Origin of the sequence: Pseudocitrobacter faecalis, from assembly GCF_965231525.1 — a bacterium.
In the GTDB taxonomy this organism is placed as follows: domain Bacteria; phylum Pseudomonadota; class Gammaproteobacteria; order Enterobacterales; family Enterobacteriaceae; genus Pseudocitrobacter; species Pseudocitrobacter faecalis.
Window position 1 is genome coordinate 4,511,950 of record NZ_CBDDNJ010000002.1, and the last position, 14,618, is coordinate 4,526,567.

Below are 14,618 nucleotides of genomic sequence, written 5' to 3' on the forward strand. Positions count from 1 at the left end.
ATTAATCCGTGTACAATAACGCGCTATTTCTAATGCCCGAGGCAAAGTTGTGATCGAAAATTTGCGTAACATCGCCATCATCGCGCACGTTGACCATGGTAAAACTACCCTGGTTGATAAGCTGCTGCAGCAATCCGGTACGTTTGATGCACGTGCCGAAACTCAAGAGCGTGTGATGGACTCCAACGATTTGGAGAAAGAGCGTGGGATTACCATCCTCGCGAAAAACACCGCTATCAAATGGAATGACTACCGTATCAACATCGTTGATACCCCAGGGCACGCCGACTTCGGTGGTGAAGTTGAACGTGTAATGTCCATGGTAGACTCCGTGCTGCTGGTCGTTGACGCATTTGACGGCCCGATGCCGCAGACGCGCTTCGTGACCAAGAAAGCCTTTGCCTATGGCCTGAAACCTATTGTTGTTATCAACAAAGTTGACCGTCCTGGCGCGCGTCCTGACTGGGTTGTTGACCAGGTATTCGACCTGTTCGTTAACCTGGATGCGACCGACGAACAGCTGGACTTCCCGATCGTTTACGCCTCTGCGCTGAACGGTATCGCGGGTCTGGATCACGAAGACATGGCAGAAGACATGACCCCGCTGTATCAGGCGATTGTTGACCATGTTCCTGCACCGGACGTCGATCTCGACGGCCCTCTGCAGATGCAGATCTCCCAGCTGGACTACAACAGCTATGTTGGTGTTATCGGTATCGGCCGTATCAAACGCGGTAAAATCAAACCGAACCAGCAAGTCACCATCATCGATAGCGAAGGTAAAACCCGTAACGGTAAAGTCGGTAAAGTTCTGACTCACCTGGGTCTGGAGCGTATCGACAGCGATATCGCTGAAGCGGGTGACATCATTGCGATCACCGGTCTGGGTGAGCTGAACATCTCTGACACCATTTGCGACACGCAAAATGTGGAAGCGCTGCCGGCCCTGTCCGTTGATGAACCGACCGTTTCTATGTTCTTCTGCGTCAACACCTCTCCGTTCTGCGGTAAAGAAGGTAAATACGTCACGTCTCGCCAGATCCTTGATCGTCTGAACAAAGAACTGGTTCACAACGTGGCGCTACGCGTCGAAGAAACGCCGGATGCTGACGCATTCCGCGTGTCTGGTCGTGGTGAACTGCACCTGTCTGTTCTGATCGAAAACATGCGTCGTGAAGGTTTCGAAATGGCGGTTTCCCGTCCGAAAGTTATCTTCCGCGAAATCGATGGCCGTAAACAAGAGCCGTTCGAGAACGTAACGCTGGACGTTGAAGAGCAACATCAGGGTTCTGTAATGCAGGCTCTGGGTGAGCGTAAAGGCGACCTGAAAAACATGAATCCAGATGGCAAAGGCCGCGTACGTCTCGACTACGTGATCCCAAGCCGAGGCCTTATCGGTTTCCGTTCAGAATTCATGACCATGACTTCTGGTACCGGTCTGCTGTACTCCACCTTCAGCCACTACGACGATGTTCGTCCGGGTGATGTGGGTCAGCGCCAGAACGGCGTACTGATTTCCAATGGTCAGGGTAAAGCGGTTGCATTCGCACTGTTCAGCCTGCAGGACCGCGGTAAGCTGTTCCTGGGTCACGGTGCAGAAGTTTATGAAGGTCAGATCATCGGTATTCACAGTCGTTCTAACGACCTGACTGTAAACTGCCTGACCGGTAAGAAACTGACCAACATGCGTGCGTCTGGTACTGACGAAGCAACGGTTCTGGTTCCGCCGGTTAAAATGACGCTGGAACAGGCGCTTGAGTTCATCGATGACGACGAACTGGTAGAAGTTACCCCAACTTCCGTCCGTATCCGTAAACGTCACCTGACTGAGAACGACCGTAAACGTGCAATGCGCGGTGCGAAAGAAGAGTAATTCTCCTCTTCCACGCATGAAAAACCTGCCAGCGATGGCAGGTTTTTTTTTTGCCTTCACGTCACGGCAAGCGCATTTATAATCCCCTTTTGAAGGCAAGGGCTACTGTCTCTGATAGAGGCGTGATTACACGCTGAATGTTCATTATTTTTTAGGATAATGGCCTCACACTTATCCTGTATACGCCATAGTCAAACTACTCCTTTCCCGCTACAGTTAATTTTCCACGGCGAGAAAGGAGGCAAAAATGCTCTATATCTTTGATTTAGGTAATGTGATTGTCGATATCGACTTCAACCGCGTTTTTGGCGCGTGGAGCGATCTGACCCGTGTGCCGTTGGCCACGCTCAAGCAGAGTTTCACCATGGGCGAGGCTTTTCATCAGCACGAACGCGGTGAAATCACTGACGAAGCTTTTGCACAGGCGATTTGCCATGAAATGGATTTACCGTTGAGCTATGAGCAGTTCTCCCATGGCTGGCAGGCGATTTTTGTTTCGCTGCGCCCGGAGGTGATTGAGATCATGCATAAACTGCGCGAGCAGGGGCATCGCGTGGTGGTTCTCTCTAATACCAACCGGCTGCATACCACGTTCTGGCCGGATGAATACCCGGAAATTCACGCCGCGGCGGACCATGTTTATCTGTCGCAAGAGATGGGGATGCGTAAACCGGAAGCGCGTATCTACCAGCGGGTGCTTGAAGCAGAAGGTTTTTCTGCCGCTGATACGGTCTTTTTTGATGATAATGCCGATAATATAGAGGGAGCCAATCAATTGGGGATCACCTCTATCCTGGTAACGGGGAAAGAGACAATACCTCGCTATTTTACGAAGCAGTTATGTTAAAAACCGTTCATCAAAAAACGATTCACCATACCCGGTCACTGGTGGCGTGGGGGAAGTTCCTCTGGCGGCGTATTGACGAAGATAATATGACGACGCTGGCCGGGAATCTGGCCTATGTGTCGTTGCTCTCACTGGTACCGCTGGTGGCCGTCGTGTTTGCGTTGTTCGCCGCTTTTCCAATGTTTTCCGAAGTCAGCGTTCAGATTCGGCACTTTATTTTCGCCAATTTTATTCCGGCTACCGGTGACGTTATTCAGCGCTACATTGAGCAGTTTGTCGCCAATTCCAACCGTATGACAGCGGTCGGGGCCTGCGGGCTGATTGTCACGGCGCTGCTGCTGATGTACTCCATTGATAGCGCGCTGAATACCATCTGGCGCAGCAAGCGCGTGCGGCCAAAGGTCTATTCGTTTGCGATTTACTGGATGATCCTTACGCTTGGGCCATTGCTGGCAGGGGCTAGTCTGGTGATTAGCTCATACCTGCTATCGTTGCGTTGGGCGAGCGAGTTCAATAGCGCGGTGGATAACGCACTGCGAATCTTTCCGCTGCTGTTATCGTGGATCTCCTTCTGGCTGCTCTATAGCGTGGTACCGACGACGCGTGTGCCGAACCGCGATGCGGTTATCGGTGCGCTGGTGGCGGCAGTGCTTTACGAGCTTGGCAAAAAAGCGTTTGCGTTATATATCACCGCGTTCCCTTCCTATCAGCTAATTTACGGCGTGCTCGCCGTTGTGCCTATCCTGTTTGTCTGGGTCTACTGGACCTGGTGTATCGTCTTGCTTGGGGCGGAAATAACTGTCACTCTCGGGGAATACCGAAAACTTAAAACAGAACAACAAGAAGCAGACCAACCATGATTGCATTGATTCAACGCGTAACCCGGGCCAGCGTCACCGTGGCGGATGAAGTGACGGGCGAAATCGGGCCTGGACTTTTAGTGTTATTAGGTGTCGAAAAGGATGACGACGAACAAAAAGCCAACCGCCTGTGCGAGCGTGTGCTGGGTTATCGCATCTTCAGTGATGCGGAAGGCAAGATGAATCTCAACGTGCAGCAGGCGGGCGGAAGCGTGCTGGTGGTGTCGCAGTTTACGCTGGCGGCCGATACCGAACGCGGTATGCGTCCGAGCTTCTCTAAAGGCGCAGAGCCGCAGAGAGCGGAAGCGCTGTATGAATACTTCGTTGAGCGTTGTCGCCAGCAAGAGATGAACACCCAAACCGGGCGATTCGCTGCCGATATGCAGGTTTCGCTGGTCAATGATGGCCCCGTTACCTTCTGGTTACAGGTATGAACCAACTTCCAGTGAGGTTACGGGCGACAAAAGAGAGTGCTGCTATGTATCACCTTCGAGTGCCGCAAACGGAAGAAGAGTTAGACCGCTACTATCAGTTCCGCTGGGAGATGTTGCGTAAACCCCTTCATCAGCCGAAAGGTTCTGAGCGTGACGCCTGGGATGCGATGGCTCACCACCAAATGGTAGTGGATGAAGAGGGCAATCTGGTCGCGATCGGGCGGCTCTACATCAATGCTGATTTTGAAGCCTCGATTCGTTTTATGGCGGTGCATCCGTCCGTGCAGGATAAGGGCCTCGGCACGCTGATGGCGATGACGCTGGAGTCCGTCGCACGTCAGGAAGGTGTGAAGCGCGTAACCTGTAGCGCGCGTGAAGATGCGGTTGAGTTCTTTGCCAAGCTGGGGTTTGTGAATCAGGGCGAAATCACTACACCCACCACTACGCCCATTCGCCATTTTCTGATGATCAAACCGGTGGCTTCGCTGGATGACATTCTGCATCGCGGCGACTGGTGTGGGCAGCTTCAGCAAGCCTGGTATGAGCATATCCCCCTCAGTGAAAAAATGGGCGTGCGCATTCAGCAGTATACCGGGCAGAAATTTATCACCACCATGCCGGAGACGGGCAATCAAAATCCGCACCATACACTGTTTGCCGGAAGCTTGTTTTCGCTGGCAACGCTTACCGGTTGGGGCCTTATCTGGCTGATGCTGCGTGAACGACACCTGGGCGGCACTATCATCCTTGCCGATGCGCATATCCGTTACAGCCATCCCATCAGCGGCAAACCGCAGGCGGTGGCCGATCTCGGTTCACTGAGCGGCGATCTGGACCGATTAGCGCGAGGCCGTAAAGCGCGCGTGCAGTTGCTGGTGGAGCTGTCCGGTGATGACAAACTCGGAGCCGTGTTTGACGGGACTTTCATTGTGCTTCCCGCGAAGCCGTTTGGTGCGTATGAAGAAGGGGGGAATGAGGAGGAGTAGCTACTCGCTCAGATGGAGAAAGGGGTTCATTTTTTGATGCAGTATGCGGATGATGAAAATGCCAACATCCGACTGTCGGTAAAAGATTGCATGTAAGCGATAGTCATGCCGACGAACCCCATTAATAATTTCGGAGACATCGCGCCCAGCCTTGGGATTTTTTGCCAGCAAGTTAAGAAACAGATCCAGCTCGTGGGTATATTTGTCTGCTTGTTCGCAACCAAACTGACGCCATGTGTATTCATAGATTGAACCAAAGTCGTCAGCTGCTCGATTTGAAAGTTTATACATTTAAATCGCGTTTCTTCCTTGCTGCTATTTCACCTAGCGTGAGTGAACTCTCACCGCTATTGAGTCCCTCTTCCAACGCCTCGCGAAGTTGAACATTTCGTAACTCTTGCTCTTCAAGCAGGCGTAGCGCGGATCGAACCACCTCGCTGGTGGAGCCGTAACGGCCGCTCTCAATCATTTTGGTAATGAAATGGTCAAGTTGGTCGCCAATGGTAATACTGGTCGTTCTGGGCATACTCATATCCTGTTGTGTTATCTATTAACACAAGATAGCACTGATAAACATGACAGGGAATTACCTCCCCACACGATACGCCACATCCCTTACCGCATCCCTCGCGGCACGACTTACCCCACCCAACTGGAAAAAGCCATGAATCACCCCAAGATACTGCTGACAGGTGCACACCACGCCCTGTTCCGTCATTCGCTGGTACAGCGCTTTTCCTTCATCACACAGCGGATCAAATTCCGCCGTGATGATATGCACGGGCGGCAGGCCGCCGAAATCGTCTCGCCACAGCGGGCTGGCCTCCGGATGGCGCCGATCCACTCCCGGTAGATAGATTTCATAGCCGCTAAGCAACGTATCGCGGGTGATGATGTAATCCTTTCCGTTGCGAACATAGCTTTCGAAGTGCGCTGTTGCATCCACCATGGGATAAATCAGGATAAGCTGCCTGGGTCGCCAGCTACCGGCTGCTTTAAGTCTCAGCGCCGTGACCAGCGCCAGATGCCCGCCAGCGCTGTCGCCAGCAAGGGTAACGCGGTCTTTATCAATGCCAAATAACCCGGCATGTTCCCACACCAGCTCCGCTCCCCGCTGTGCGTCATCATGCGCAGCGGGAAAGGTGTACTCAGGCGCTAACCGATACTGAACGGCAATCACCCGGCATCCACCAAGCACCGCCAACTGGCGCAGTTGATTATCGTGAGTTGCAAAGCCACCGCTGATAAAACAGCCGCCGTGGTAGTAAATAACCGTCGGGAGATGGGCCGGGCTTTGTAGTGGTGAATAGACACGAAACGTCATCGCTTCCAGCTCAATGGTTTGGATAGAGACGAATGACTCTGTTTCACCCGCCAGGGCCGTACTGGCGAGATAGCCCGCCCTCCGGTCATCAATACTCTGCTGTCGAGCAGACGGGCGGCCCGCGGCAATAAACGCCTCAACCTGCTCAGCGATACCTTTTTCCAGCACCATGTTGAAATCCTTTTTGCTGTATGAATGTACAGTTTTATACGCTGGCTTTTCGCTGATGGGAAGAGGGGGAAGGCGATAAGTATGAATTTTGGAAAGCGGCTCGCAGAAGGGAAATAGTGAGCGCGGGAATGTGGTTTTGCTGGTTCCAGGGCGGTAGGCTATTCAATGAATGGTGTACGTCAATGGCGTACATTAAATGGTTGTTACTCTAAGCCAATGGCGTATTATTATGATCTTCATCGAAACGGATTTTTTTACTGAAGATGTTCAAAAGCTATTGAATGACGATGAATACGGTCGTCTCCAGATTTTTCTTACATTAAATCCTCATCATGGCGACATCATTCCAGAAACGGGCGGTTTGCGAAAAATTCGGTGGGTAGCGGAGCGAACAGGAAAGCGGGGCGGCGTGCGCGTTATTTACTATTATCGCGCTTCAGAAAGTGAGATCCGATTCCTCCTAATCTATAAAAAAGGAATTAAAGATGATCTTACCGCCCAGGAAAAGGCGATGCTGCGAATGTTAAATGCGAGGTGGTAGATGGATAAAGCGTTGTTTGAGCGGTTAGCCCAAAGCATGGCTCAGATGAATGAGATTGTTGCTGGTGAGCGTAAACCTTCCAGGGTTTTTCACATTGATTCGCTTAAAATTAAAGAGATTCGTCATGCATCTGGTTTATCTCAATCTAAGTTTGCTGAACTGATATCCGTCAGTGTAGATACTCTGCGTAACTGGGAACAAGGTCGCCGTTCGCCTACCGGGCCCGCGAAAGCATTGCTGCGTGCGATTGCTAACGATCCACAGCATGTTATTCAGGCGCTGAGTCGATAAGGAAGTGAAAGATATGGCAAGCAGAAAACAGAGGCATTCAGAACTCATGTGAAAGCGGTATTGTGCCGCCTGTACAGGAGTTTCGTGATGGTCCGAAATCGGGCGACTTTCGCCGCCCGATAATGCAGAAAGTTTACTCCCCCTCTCCCGGGAACAGGAACGGGTTAATAGAGCTGCGGGCGAACCCTTCTTGCTCCATACGCGCATCCAGTACCAGTGAGGCGAGGTCGTCGGCGACGGCTTCCACTTTCGGGTCTTTTTCCTGATACAGAATCTTCAGGTAAGTGCCGCAGTCGCCGCAGCTTTCCGCTTTGATCGCCGCCTGTTCGTTATCAAGAGACCAGTAGTGCAAATCGCGGCTCTGCTCGCAGTTGCTGCATTTCACGCGCACCACGTGCCACTCGGTTTCACACAGATTGCAGTGCAGATAACGCAGGCCCTGCGTCGTGCCAATTTGCACCACGCTGGAGACCGGCATTGAGCCGCATACCGGGCAGTATTGGCGCTGTTCGCCATATTCTGCACGGGCTTTACCGGGGATCAGGCTGGCCATTTGCGCCCAATAGAGCGACAACGCCGCCCAGATGAATGGCGCTTTATCGCTGCTCACGGACGCAAAGTCAGATGCAAACAGCGCGCTGGCCATCTGCTCCAGTTCTTGCTCAGACGTTTTTTCCAGATTCTCGATCACCGCTAATGCGGGCCCGGTCATTTCCGGTTTCAGCTCAGCAATCATTGAGCGAAGCAGGGTATGCCAGTGCTTATCGCGCGGCAGAACGTGAATATCCAGCGGCGGCTTGCCCTGGTCGTTCGCTTCTTTAATGCGCGCGGTAAGATCCATCTGTAACGGATGGTCGTACAGCACCACTTCCTGCGCGTGGGCAATCAGCGCCGCGAAGCGCAGGTAATCACCCAGCGGATTGTTCTCGGCCAGCTCGCGCAAACGATCGGCGCGGCGGTTGTAGAGGTTCTTGAGTCTGGGGAATAACAACGGCGGAATATACTCCGCCGTGCGTTTCTCGCTCGAACCCAGCTCATCTTGCGGGATTATGCGAATACTCATTCAGATGACTTTTCCTGTTTCTGGCGGACTTCACGGTACCAGCGCGGGTGATGTTTCTTCGCCCACGTACGGGTAACCCATCCTTCCACCATCGCGGTAATGGTGCCTTTCACCCAGAGGGCGGCGTAGATATGCACCATGATAACCACAATTAACGCTACTGCGGCAAATGAATGCAGCATTAACGCAAATCGGATCACCGGGATTGAGAAAGCAGGCGCAAAGTACGGACGCCAGATAATCACACCGCTTACCAGCAGCAGGACCAGGAAGATAATCGCCGCCCAGAATACGCATTTCTGGCCGAAGTTATAACGCCCGGTGTCACCCACTTCCTCGTTGACGACGATCTTACGAATATTCTTCGCCCAAAAGATATCATCCCGATTGATTAGATTGTGGTGCCAGTAACGGAAAAACATGATGATAAACGAGGCAAACATGATGACGCCCACAAACGGGTGCAGAATACGCGCCAGTTGCGGAGTCCCCATAATTTGCATCAGCCAGTTGAAGGAGGGGAAAAAGAACCCCAGCCCGCTCACCGCCGCCAGGATGAAACAGAAGGCGGTGACCCAGTGGTTGATACGTTCCGGCGCGGTGTAGCGCACGATGGTGTCACGTCGTTTCATTTGCGCACCTCGTCTTTCTCTTCATGCAGATTGTCTTCTTCCTCTTCCGCACGGTTCGGGCCGACACCGACGTAGTGGAAGATGCTCGCTGCAAACGTTGCGGCAAAACCGACCGCCGCCAGCGGTTTCCAGATACCTTTCCAGAATTTCACCGTGGCGCTGATTTCCGGGTTTTCCGGCAGGCCGTGGTACAGATTCGGCTTGTCGGCGTGGTGCAGCACGTACATCACGTGTGTACCGCCAACGCCTGCCGGATCGTACAGGCCAGCGTTGTCATAACCACGGGTTTTCAGCTCGGCGACGCGTTCGCCCGCCAGCGTTTTCATATCCTCTTTGGAACCAAAGTGGATAGCGCCGGTTGGGCAGGTTTTCACACAGGCCGGTTCCTGCCCGACGTTCACGCGGTCAACGCACAGCGTACATTTGTAGACGCGGTTGTCTTCCGGGTTCAGTCGCGGCACGTTGAACGGGCAGCCCGCGATGCAGTAGCCGCAGCCAATACACTGTTCAGACTGGAAGTCGACGATGCCGTTGGCATACTGAATGATAGCGCCTTCCGCCGGGCACGCCTTCAGGCAGCCCGGATCCGCGCAGTGCATACAGCCGTCTTTGCGGATAAGCCATTCCAGTTTGTCGTTCTGCTCCACTTCCGAGAAGCGCATCACTGTCCAGGATTTGGCGGTCAGATCCGCCGGGTTGTCGTACACCCCAACGTTACTGCCGATCTCATCACGGATGTCGTTCCACTCTGAGCACGCCACCTGACAAGCTTTACAGCCGATGCAGGTGGTCACGTCGATAAGCTTCGCCACTTCCTGCTGGTGGTCCCGCGCCTGAGGCGCGGGGGTGAAACCGTTAGTCGCGGAACGACGGATAATATCTTGCGATTGATAAGCCATAGGTCGTCTCCGTTACACCTTTTCCACGTTTACGAGGAAGGACTTAAACTCCGGCGTCTGCGTGTTCGCATCACCGACGAATGGCGTTAACGTATTGGCGATAAAGCCTTTCTTCGCAACCCCTTCGTAGCCCCAGTGGATTGGAATACCGATGGTATCGATATCTTTCCCGTCCGCTTTCAGCGTGCGAATACGTTTGGTCACTACCGCCTTGGCCTTGATGTAGCCACGGTTGGAGGAAACCTTCACGGTATCGCCATGGGCAATGCCGAGTTTATTCGCCAGCTTCTCGCCAATCTCCACGAACTGTTCCGGCTGTGCGATGGCATTGAGCAGCGCATGCTTGGTCCAGTAGTGGAAGTGCTCGGTCAGGCGATAAGTGGTACCCACATACGGGAACTTATCGGCTTTACCCAGCGCTTCTGCATCGCCTTTAAAGATACGGGCGGCAGGGTTGGAAATAACGTTCGGGTGCAGCGGGTTAGTCCCCAGCGGCGTTTCAAACGGTTCGTAGTGTTCCGGGAACGGACCTTCTGCCATCTTATCGAGGGCAAACAGGCGACCCATCCCTTCCGGCTGCATGATGAACGGCCCAACGTTGCTGCCAGGTGCGGCGGCACTGTAGTCAGGAATATCCATCCCGCCCCATTTCGCGCCATCCCATTTCAGAATCTGGCGTTTTGGATCCCACGGATTCCCCTGCGGGTCGGCGGAGGCACGGTTATACAGAATGCGGCGGTTGAGCGGCCACGCCCATGCCCATCCCAGCGTATTACCGAGGCCTGACGGATCGGCGTTATCACGATTTGCCATCTGGTTGCCTTCCGGCGTCCAGCTTCCGGCGAAGATCCAGCAACCGCTTGAGGTGGTGCCGTCATCGCGCAGATGCGCAAACGTGCTGAGCTGCTGGCCTTTTTTCACCAGCACCGCACCGGTTGCCGGGTCGATAATATCGGCCAGCGCTTTACCGTTGCTTTCCATCGCCACTTCTTCGGACTTCGGCTCGTGCGGCGTGGAGTAGTTCCACGTCATGCTCAGCACCTGTTCCGGGTTCGCGCCGCCCTGTTCGGCATACATCTTGCGTAAGCGCAGGAAAATACCGGCAAGGATTTCGCCATCGGTGATGGATTCGCCCGGGCCGTCCGCGCCTTTCCAGTGCCACTGCAACCAGCGACCAGAGTTGACGATCGAGCCGTTCTCTTCCGCGAAGCAGGTCGATGGCAGGCGGAACACTTCAGTCTGAATCTTCGACGGATCGACATCGTTCGACTCACCGTGGTTCTGCCAGAAGGTGGACGTCTCAGTATTGAGCGGATCGATGGTCACCAGGAACTTCAGTTTCGACAGTGACGCGACCACTTTATTTTTGTTCGGGAACGACGCCACCGGGTTGAAGCCCTGGCAGATATAACCGTTCACCAGACCCTGGTTCATCATCTCGAAATATTGCAGAACGTCGTAGCCTTTGTCCCACTTAGGCAGCAGGTCGAAGCCCCAGTCGTTCTCTTTCGTCGCTTTGTCGCCAAAGAAGGCTTTCATCATCGAGACGAAGAATTTCGGGTAGTTGCCCCAGTAGTTCACCTGACCTTCCAGCAGCGGTTTCGGCGTGTTGGCGGCAAGGTAGGTTTGCAGGTCGGTTTGTTTCTCGCTTGGCAGCGTCATGTAGCCCGGCAGGCTTTGTGACAGCAGGCCAAGGTCGGTTAGCCCCTGAATGTTGGAGTGACCGCGCAGGGCGTTCACGCCGCCGCCTGCCATGCCCATATTGCCGAGTAGCAACTGGATCATCGCCATGGTGCGGATGTTCTGCGCGCCGATGGAGTGCTGTGTCCAGCCAAGGGCATACAGGAACGACGCGGTTTTATCATGCGCGCTGGTCTCTGCGATGTACTCACACACTTTCAGGAAGTCGGCTTTCGGCGTACCGCAAATCTGCTCAACCACGTCCGGCGTATAGCGGGAAACGTGCGTTTTCAGCAGGTTCCACACGCAACGAGGGTGTTGCAGGGTGGTATCACGTTTGGCGAAGCCGTTTTCATCCAGCTCATAGTTCCAGCTGGTTTTATCGTACTTGCGTTTTTCCGCGTCGTAGCCAGTGAACAGGCCATCTTCAAAGCCAAAATCTTCACGCACGATCAGGCTGGCGTTGGTATAGGCTTCGGTGTATTCGCGGTTGAATTTTTCATTGTTCAGCAGGTACAGCATCACGCCCGACAGGAACGTAATGTCAGTACCGGAACGGATCGGCGCATAGAAGTCGGCCACCGACGCTGTACGCGTGAAACGAGGATCGATCACAATCAGCTTCGCGCCGTTGTGAATTTTCGCTTCCATCGCCCAGCGGAACCCTACAGGGTGAGCTTCAGCGGCGTTACCGCCCATCACCACGATCAGGTTGGCGTTCTTGATGTCGACCCAGTGGTTGGTCATCGCACCGCGACCAAATGTTGGAGCAAGACTTGCTACCGTTGGTCCGTGTCAGACACGCGCCTGGTTGTCGACCGCGAGCATACCCAGCGCGCGGGAGAATTTTTGTGTTAAATAGCCGGTTTCGTTGCTCGACGCGGATGCACACAGCATCCCGGTGGAGAGCCAGCGGTTAACGGTCACGCCTTCGGCGTTCTGCGCAACGTAGTTGGCGTCGCGGTCTTCTTTCATCAGCTTCGCGATGCGGTCAAATGCCTCATCCCAGCTAATTTTCTGCCATTTATCGGAGCCTGGCGCGCGATATTCCGGGAATTTCAGGCGGCTTTCGGAGTGGATGAAATCCACCAGGCCTGCGCCTTTCGGGCAGAGCGCACCACGGTTTACCGGATGATCCGGGTCACCTTCGATATGGAAAATGGACGCTTTAGCGTTTTTTGCGCCATCGCCGAGGCTGTACATCAACAGCCCACAGCCGACGGAACAATATGTGCAGGTGTTACGGGTTTCACGGGTGCGCAGCAGCTTATATTGCCGCGTTTCCGCCAGTGCAACGCTGGGGGCAAATCCCAGCGCTGCTGCCGTGGTGCCTGCCATACCGCCAGCGCAGATCTTAAAGAACTGCCTTCTGCTGACCTGCATGGTTCGCTCCTTGTTTCGACATTGTCATTGCTTGTAATTTTTCTTCGCCGCGTGCGCCGCAAAGATGCTGAATAGTTAGCGTCCTCAGCTCCTGGAGGGCGTTGACTCAGAATACCACAATTTCGGTAGGCTTGTTCCAATGCGGTTAACGGCGAGTGAACAGAATTTGCGCGCATTAACATTGAATTGTGATGTTGATCGCATTTAAAGCGAATTGCGTGCAAAAAATACCATGCGTTTAACGTGGTTAACTCATTGGTGGTAATTATTTTTTCACGGCGTTTTTGCTAAGAAAGGATGAGCGAAACTGAAGATTGAGTGTTATTGCACCAGAAACTTGATCCATAATAAGCCCTGATTCCCTCCGGATGTGATGGAATAGACGCCTCTCCTTTTCCGTCGTTGTTCAGAGTAATTGCCGTGTTTAATGTTAAAGATGAAGTCAAACCATCGTCGCAGCTTATCGGTGCCGTCGAGCGTTCTGTCTTCAGAAGGCCACAGATTATGCAACCCACTCAGGATATTCTTGCTGAAGAAATTCCCGTTGCCCTGGTCTACAACGGCATCTCTCACGTCGTGATGATGGCGACACCGAAAGATCTGGAAGCTTTCGCCATCGGGTTTTCGCTTTCAGAAGGCATTATTGAGCACCCGCGTGAAATTTTTGGAATCGAAGTCACTCAGGCCTGCAACGGCCTGGAAGTGCAAATCGATCTCTCCAGCCGCCGTTTTATGGGCCTTAAAGAACGTCGCCGCGCGCTGGCCGGGCGTACCGGCTGCGGTGTCTGCGGCGTTGAGCAGCTCAACGATATCGGTAAACCCATCAAGCCGCTGCCTTTTACGCAGACGTTCGACCTTTCTCATCTCGATCATGCGCTCAGACATTTAAATGATGTGCAGCCCGTAGGCCGCGAAACCGGCTGTACGCACGCTGCGGCCTGGGTTATGCCTTCAGGTGAGTTGATTGGCGGGCATGAAGATGTGGGACGTCATGTGGCGCTGGATAAACTGCTGGGCCATCGTGCGAAAGAGGGCGATCGTTGGCAGCATGGCGCCGCACTGGTTTCCAGCCGCGCCAGCTATGAGATGGTGCAGAAATCCGCCATGTGTGGCGTCGAGATCCTGTTCGCCGTCTCTGCCGCGACGACGCTTGCTGTGGAAGTGGCCGAACGCTGCAACCTGACGCTGGTGGGTTTTTGCAAACCGGGCAGAGCGACGATTTATACGCATCCGCAGCGATTAATGGGTGAATAATTATTAATCAAAAATTTTGACTAAGACTGGCAAATCCTTCCGCTTTCAGTTGGTGATGAATCGACCTATCATTTATCACATCAAGGCACGGTGCCTTACTCAAACAACTAAGTGAAAGGGTTTATATCATGAAAAGCATCAAAACTTTTGTCGCTGTTATCGCTCTGTCTGCTTCTTTTGGTTCTTTCGCTGCACAGACTGTTACCGCAACGGCTTCCACACTCGACGGCGCTGAAGCAAAAATCGCCGCAAAAGCTGAACAGGCTGGCGCATCGTCTTACAAAATTACTCAGGCTTTTACCGGTAACCGCGTGCACATGACCGCCGAACTGAATAAATAAGCCAACGTTATTGTCGAAAGAGCGCCCTCGGGGCGCTTT

The 14,618-nt window shown here is 53.4% G+C and carries 16 protein-coding genes; 9 read left to right on the plus strand and 7 right to left on the minus strand.

Annotation, left to right across the window (positions count from 1 at the left end; all coding sequences use genetic code 11):
- The first annotated feature begins 49 nt into the window (after positions 1–49).
- From typA to fabY, 5 genes are all read left to right on the plus strand, one after another.
- A complete protein-coding gene (typA, locus tag ACOXYR_RS21750) occupies positions 50–1,873 on the plus strand; it encodes a ribosome-dependent GTPase TypA (RefSeq protein ID WP_108477077.1) in 1,824 nt (607 codons plus the stop codon).
- A 247-nt stretch (positions 1,874–2,120) separates the two neighbouring features.
- Entirely contained in the window at positions 2,121–2,720 is a 600-nt protein-coding gene (yihX, locus tag ACOXYR_RS21755) for a glucose-1-phosphatase (RefSeq protein WP_189624132.1), read from the plus strand.
- Complete coding sequence (locus ACOXYR_RS21760; RefSeq protein WP_421356558.1) at positions 2,714–3,580, plus strand: virulence factor BrkB family protein; 867 nt, start codon at positions 2,714–2,716, stop codon at positions 3,578–3,580. The genes yihX and ACOXYR_RS21760 overlap by 7 nt, the downstream gene beginning before the upstream one ends.
- Positions 3,577–4,014: a D-aminoacyl-tRNA deacylase gene (gene dtd / locus ACOXYR_RS21765; RefSeq protein WP_108477074.1), complete on the plus strand. Its 438-nt coding sequence runs from the start codon at positions 3,577–3,579 to the stop codon at positions 4,012–4,014. The genes ACOXYR_RS21760 and dtd overlap by 4 nt, the downstream gene beginning before the upstream one ends.
- A 44-nt stretch (positions 4,015–4,058) precedes the next feature.
- Complete coding sequence (gene fabY, locus ACOXYR_RS21770; protein ID WP_158529134.1) at positions 4,059–5,000, plus strand: fatty acid biosynthesis protein FabY; 942 nt, start codon at positions 4,059–4,061, stop codon at positions 4,998–5,000.
- Here fabY and ACOXYR_RS21775 read toward each other — a convergent pair whose 3' ends face one another.
- The 3 genes from ACOXYR_RS21775 to ACOXYR_RS21785 are packed head-to-tail and all read right to left on the minus strand — an operon-like array spanning position 5,001 to position 6,495.
- Positions 5,001–5,291 (minus strand): type II toxin-antitoxin system RelE/ParE family toxin, encoded by a 291-nt coding sequence (locus ACOXYR_RS21775; RefSeq protein ID WP_113858286.1) that lies wholly within the window; start codon positions 5,289–5,291, stop codon positions 5,001–5,003.
- Positions 5,284–5,526 (minus strand): type II toxin-antitoxin system ParD family antitoxin, encoded by a 243-nt coding sequence (locus ACOXYR_RS21780; protein ID WP_113858287.1) that lies wholly within the window; start codon positions 5,524–5,526, stop codon positions 5,284–5,286. Before ACOXYR_RS21780 ends, ACOXYR_RS21775 begins: the two co-directional genes overlap by 8 nt.
- Before the next feature lie 60 nt (positions 5,527–5,586).
- Positions 5,587–6,495, minus strand: a complete 909-nt coding sequence (locus ACOXYR_RS21785) for an alpha/beta hydrolase (RefSeq protein WP_421356557.1) — start codon at positions 6,493–6,495, stop codon at positions 5,587–5,589.
- Between the two features lie 229 nt (positions 6,496–6,724).
- Here ACOXYR_RS21785 and ACOXYR_RS21790 point away from each other — a divergent pair, with 229 nt between their 5' ends.
- Together ACOXYR_RS21790 and nadS are read left to right on the plus strand one after the other, a co-directional pair.
- A complete protein-coding gene (locus ACOXYR_RS21790; RefSeq protein ID WP_108477091.1) occupies positions 6,725–7,036 on the plus strand; it encodes a type II toxin-antitoxin system RelE/ParE family toxin in 312 nt (103 codons plus the stop codon).
- Positions 7,037–7,327: a NadS family protein gene (gene nadS, locus ACOXYR_RS21795; protein WP_421356556.1), complete on the plus strand. Its 291-nt coding sequence runs from the start codon at positions 7,037–7,039 to the stop codon at positions 7,325–7,327.
- Between the two features lie 133 nt (positions 7,328–7,460).
- Here nadS and fdhE read toward each other — a convergent pair whose 3' ends face one another.
- Genes fdhE through fdnG form a run of 4 tightly spaced genes read right to left on the minus strand, consistent with a single transcriptional unit; the run spans position 7,461 to position 12,984 of the window.
- Positions 7,461–8,390, minus strand: a complete 930-nt coding sequence (fdhE, locus tag ACOXYR_RS21800; RefSeq protein ID WP_421356555.1) for a formate dehydrogenase accessory protein FdhE — start codon at positions 8,388–8,390, stop codon at positions 7,461–7,463.
- On the minus strand, positions 8,387–9,022 hold the full coding sequence (fdoI, locus tag ACOXYR_RS21805; protein WP_015966543.1) for a formate dehydrogenase cytochrome b556 subunit: 636 nt from the start codon (positions 9,020–9,022) through the stop codon (positions 8,387–8,389). Before fdoI ends, fdhE begins: the two co-directional genes overlap by 4 nt.
- Positions 9,019–9,921 (minus strand): formate dehydrogenase subunit beta, encoded by a 903-nt coding sequence (gene fdxH, locus ACOXYR_RS21810; protein ID WP_108477068.1) that lies wholly within the window; start codon positions 9,919–9,921, stop codon positions 9,019–9,021. Before fdxH ends, fdoI begins: the two co-directional genes overlap by 4 nt.
- Before the next feature lie 12 nt (positions 9,922–9,933).
- The gene (gene fdnG / locus ACOXYR_RS21815) at positions 9,934–12,984 is read right to left on the minus strand and encodes a formate dehydrogenase-N subunit alpha (protein ID WP_189624127.1); all 3,051 of its coding nucleotides are present in this window, start codon (positions 12,982–12,984) and stop codon (positions 9,934–9,936) included.
- Positions 12,985–13,446: 462 nt separating this feature from the next.
- Between fdnG and fdhD the strand changes: the two genes are divergently transcribed.
- Positions 13,447–14,238 carry a formate dehydrogenase accessory sulfurtransferase FdhD gene (gene fdhD / locus ACOXYR_RS21820; RefSeq protein ID WP_373300361.1) on the plus strand — a complete coding sequence of 264 codons (792 nt, stop codon included), beginning with the start codon at positions 13,447–13,449 and terminating at the stop codon, positions 14,236–14,238.
- 128 nt (positions 14,239–14,366) lie between these two features.
- Positions 14,367–14,579, plus strand: coding sequence for a YdgH/BhsA/McbA-like domain containing protein (locus tag ACOXYR_RS21825; protein ID WP_108477066.1), 213 nt, complete (start codon positions 14,367–14,369; stop codon positions 14,577–14,579).
- Positions 14,580–14,618 lie beyond the last annotated feature (39 nt).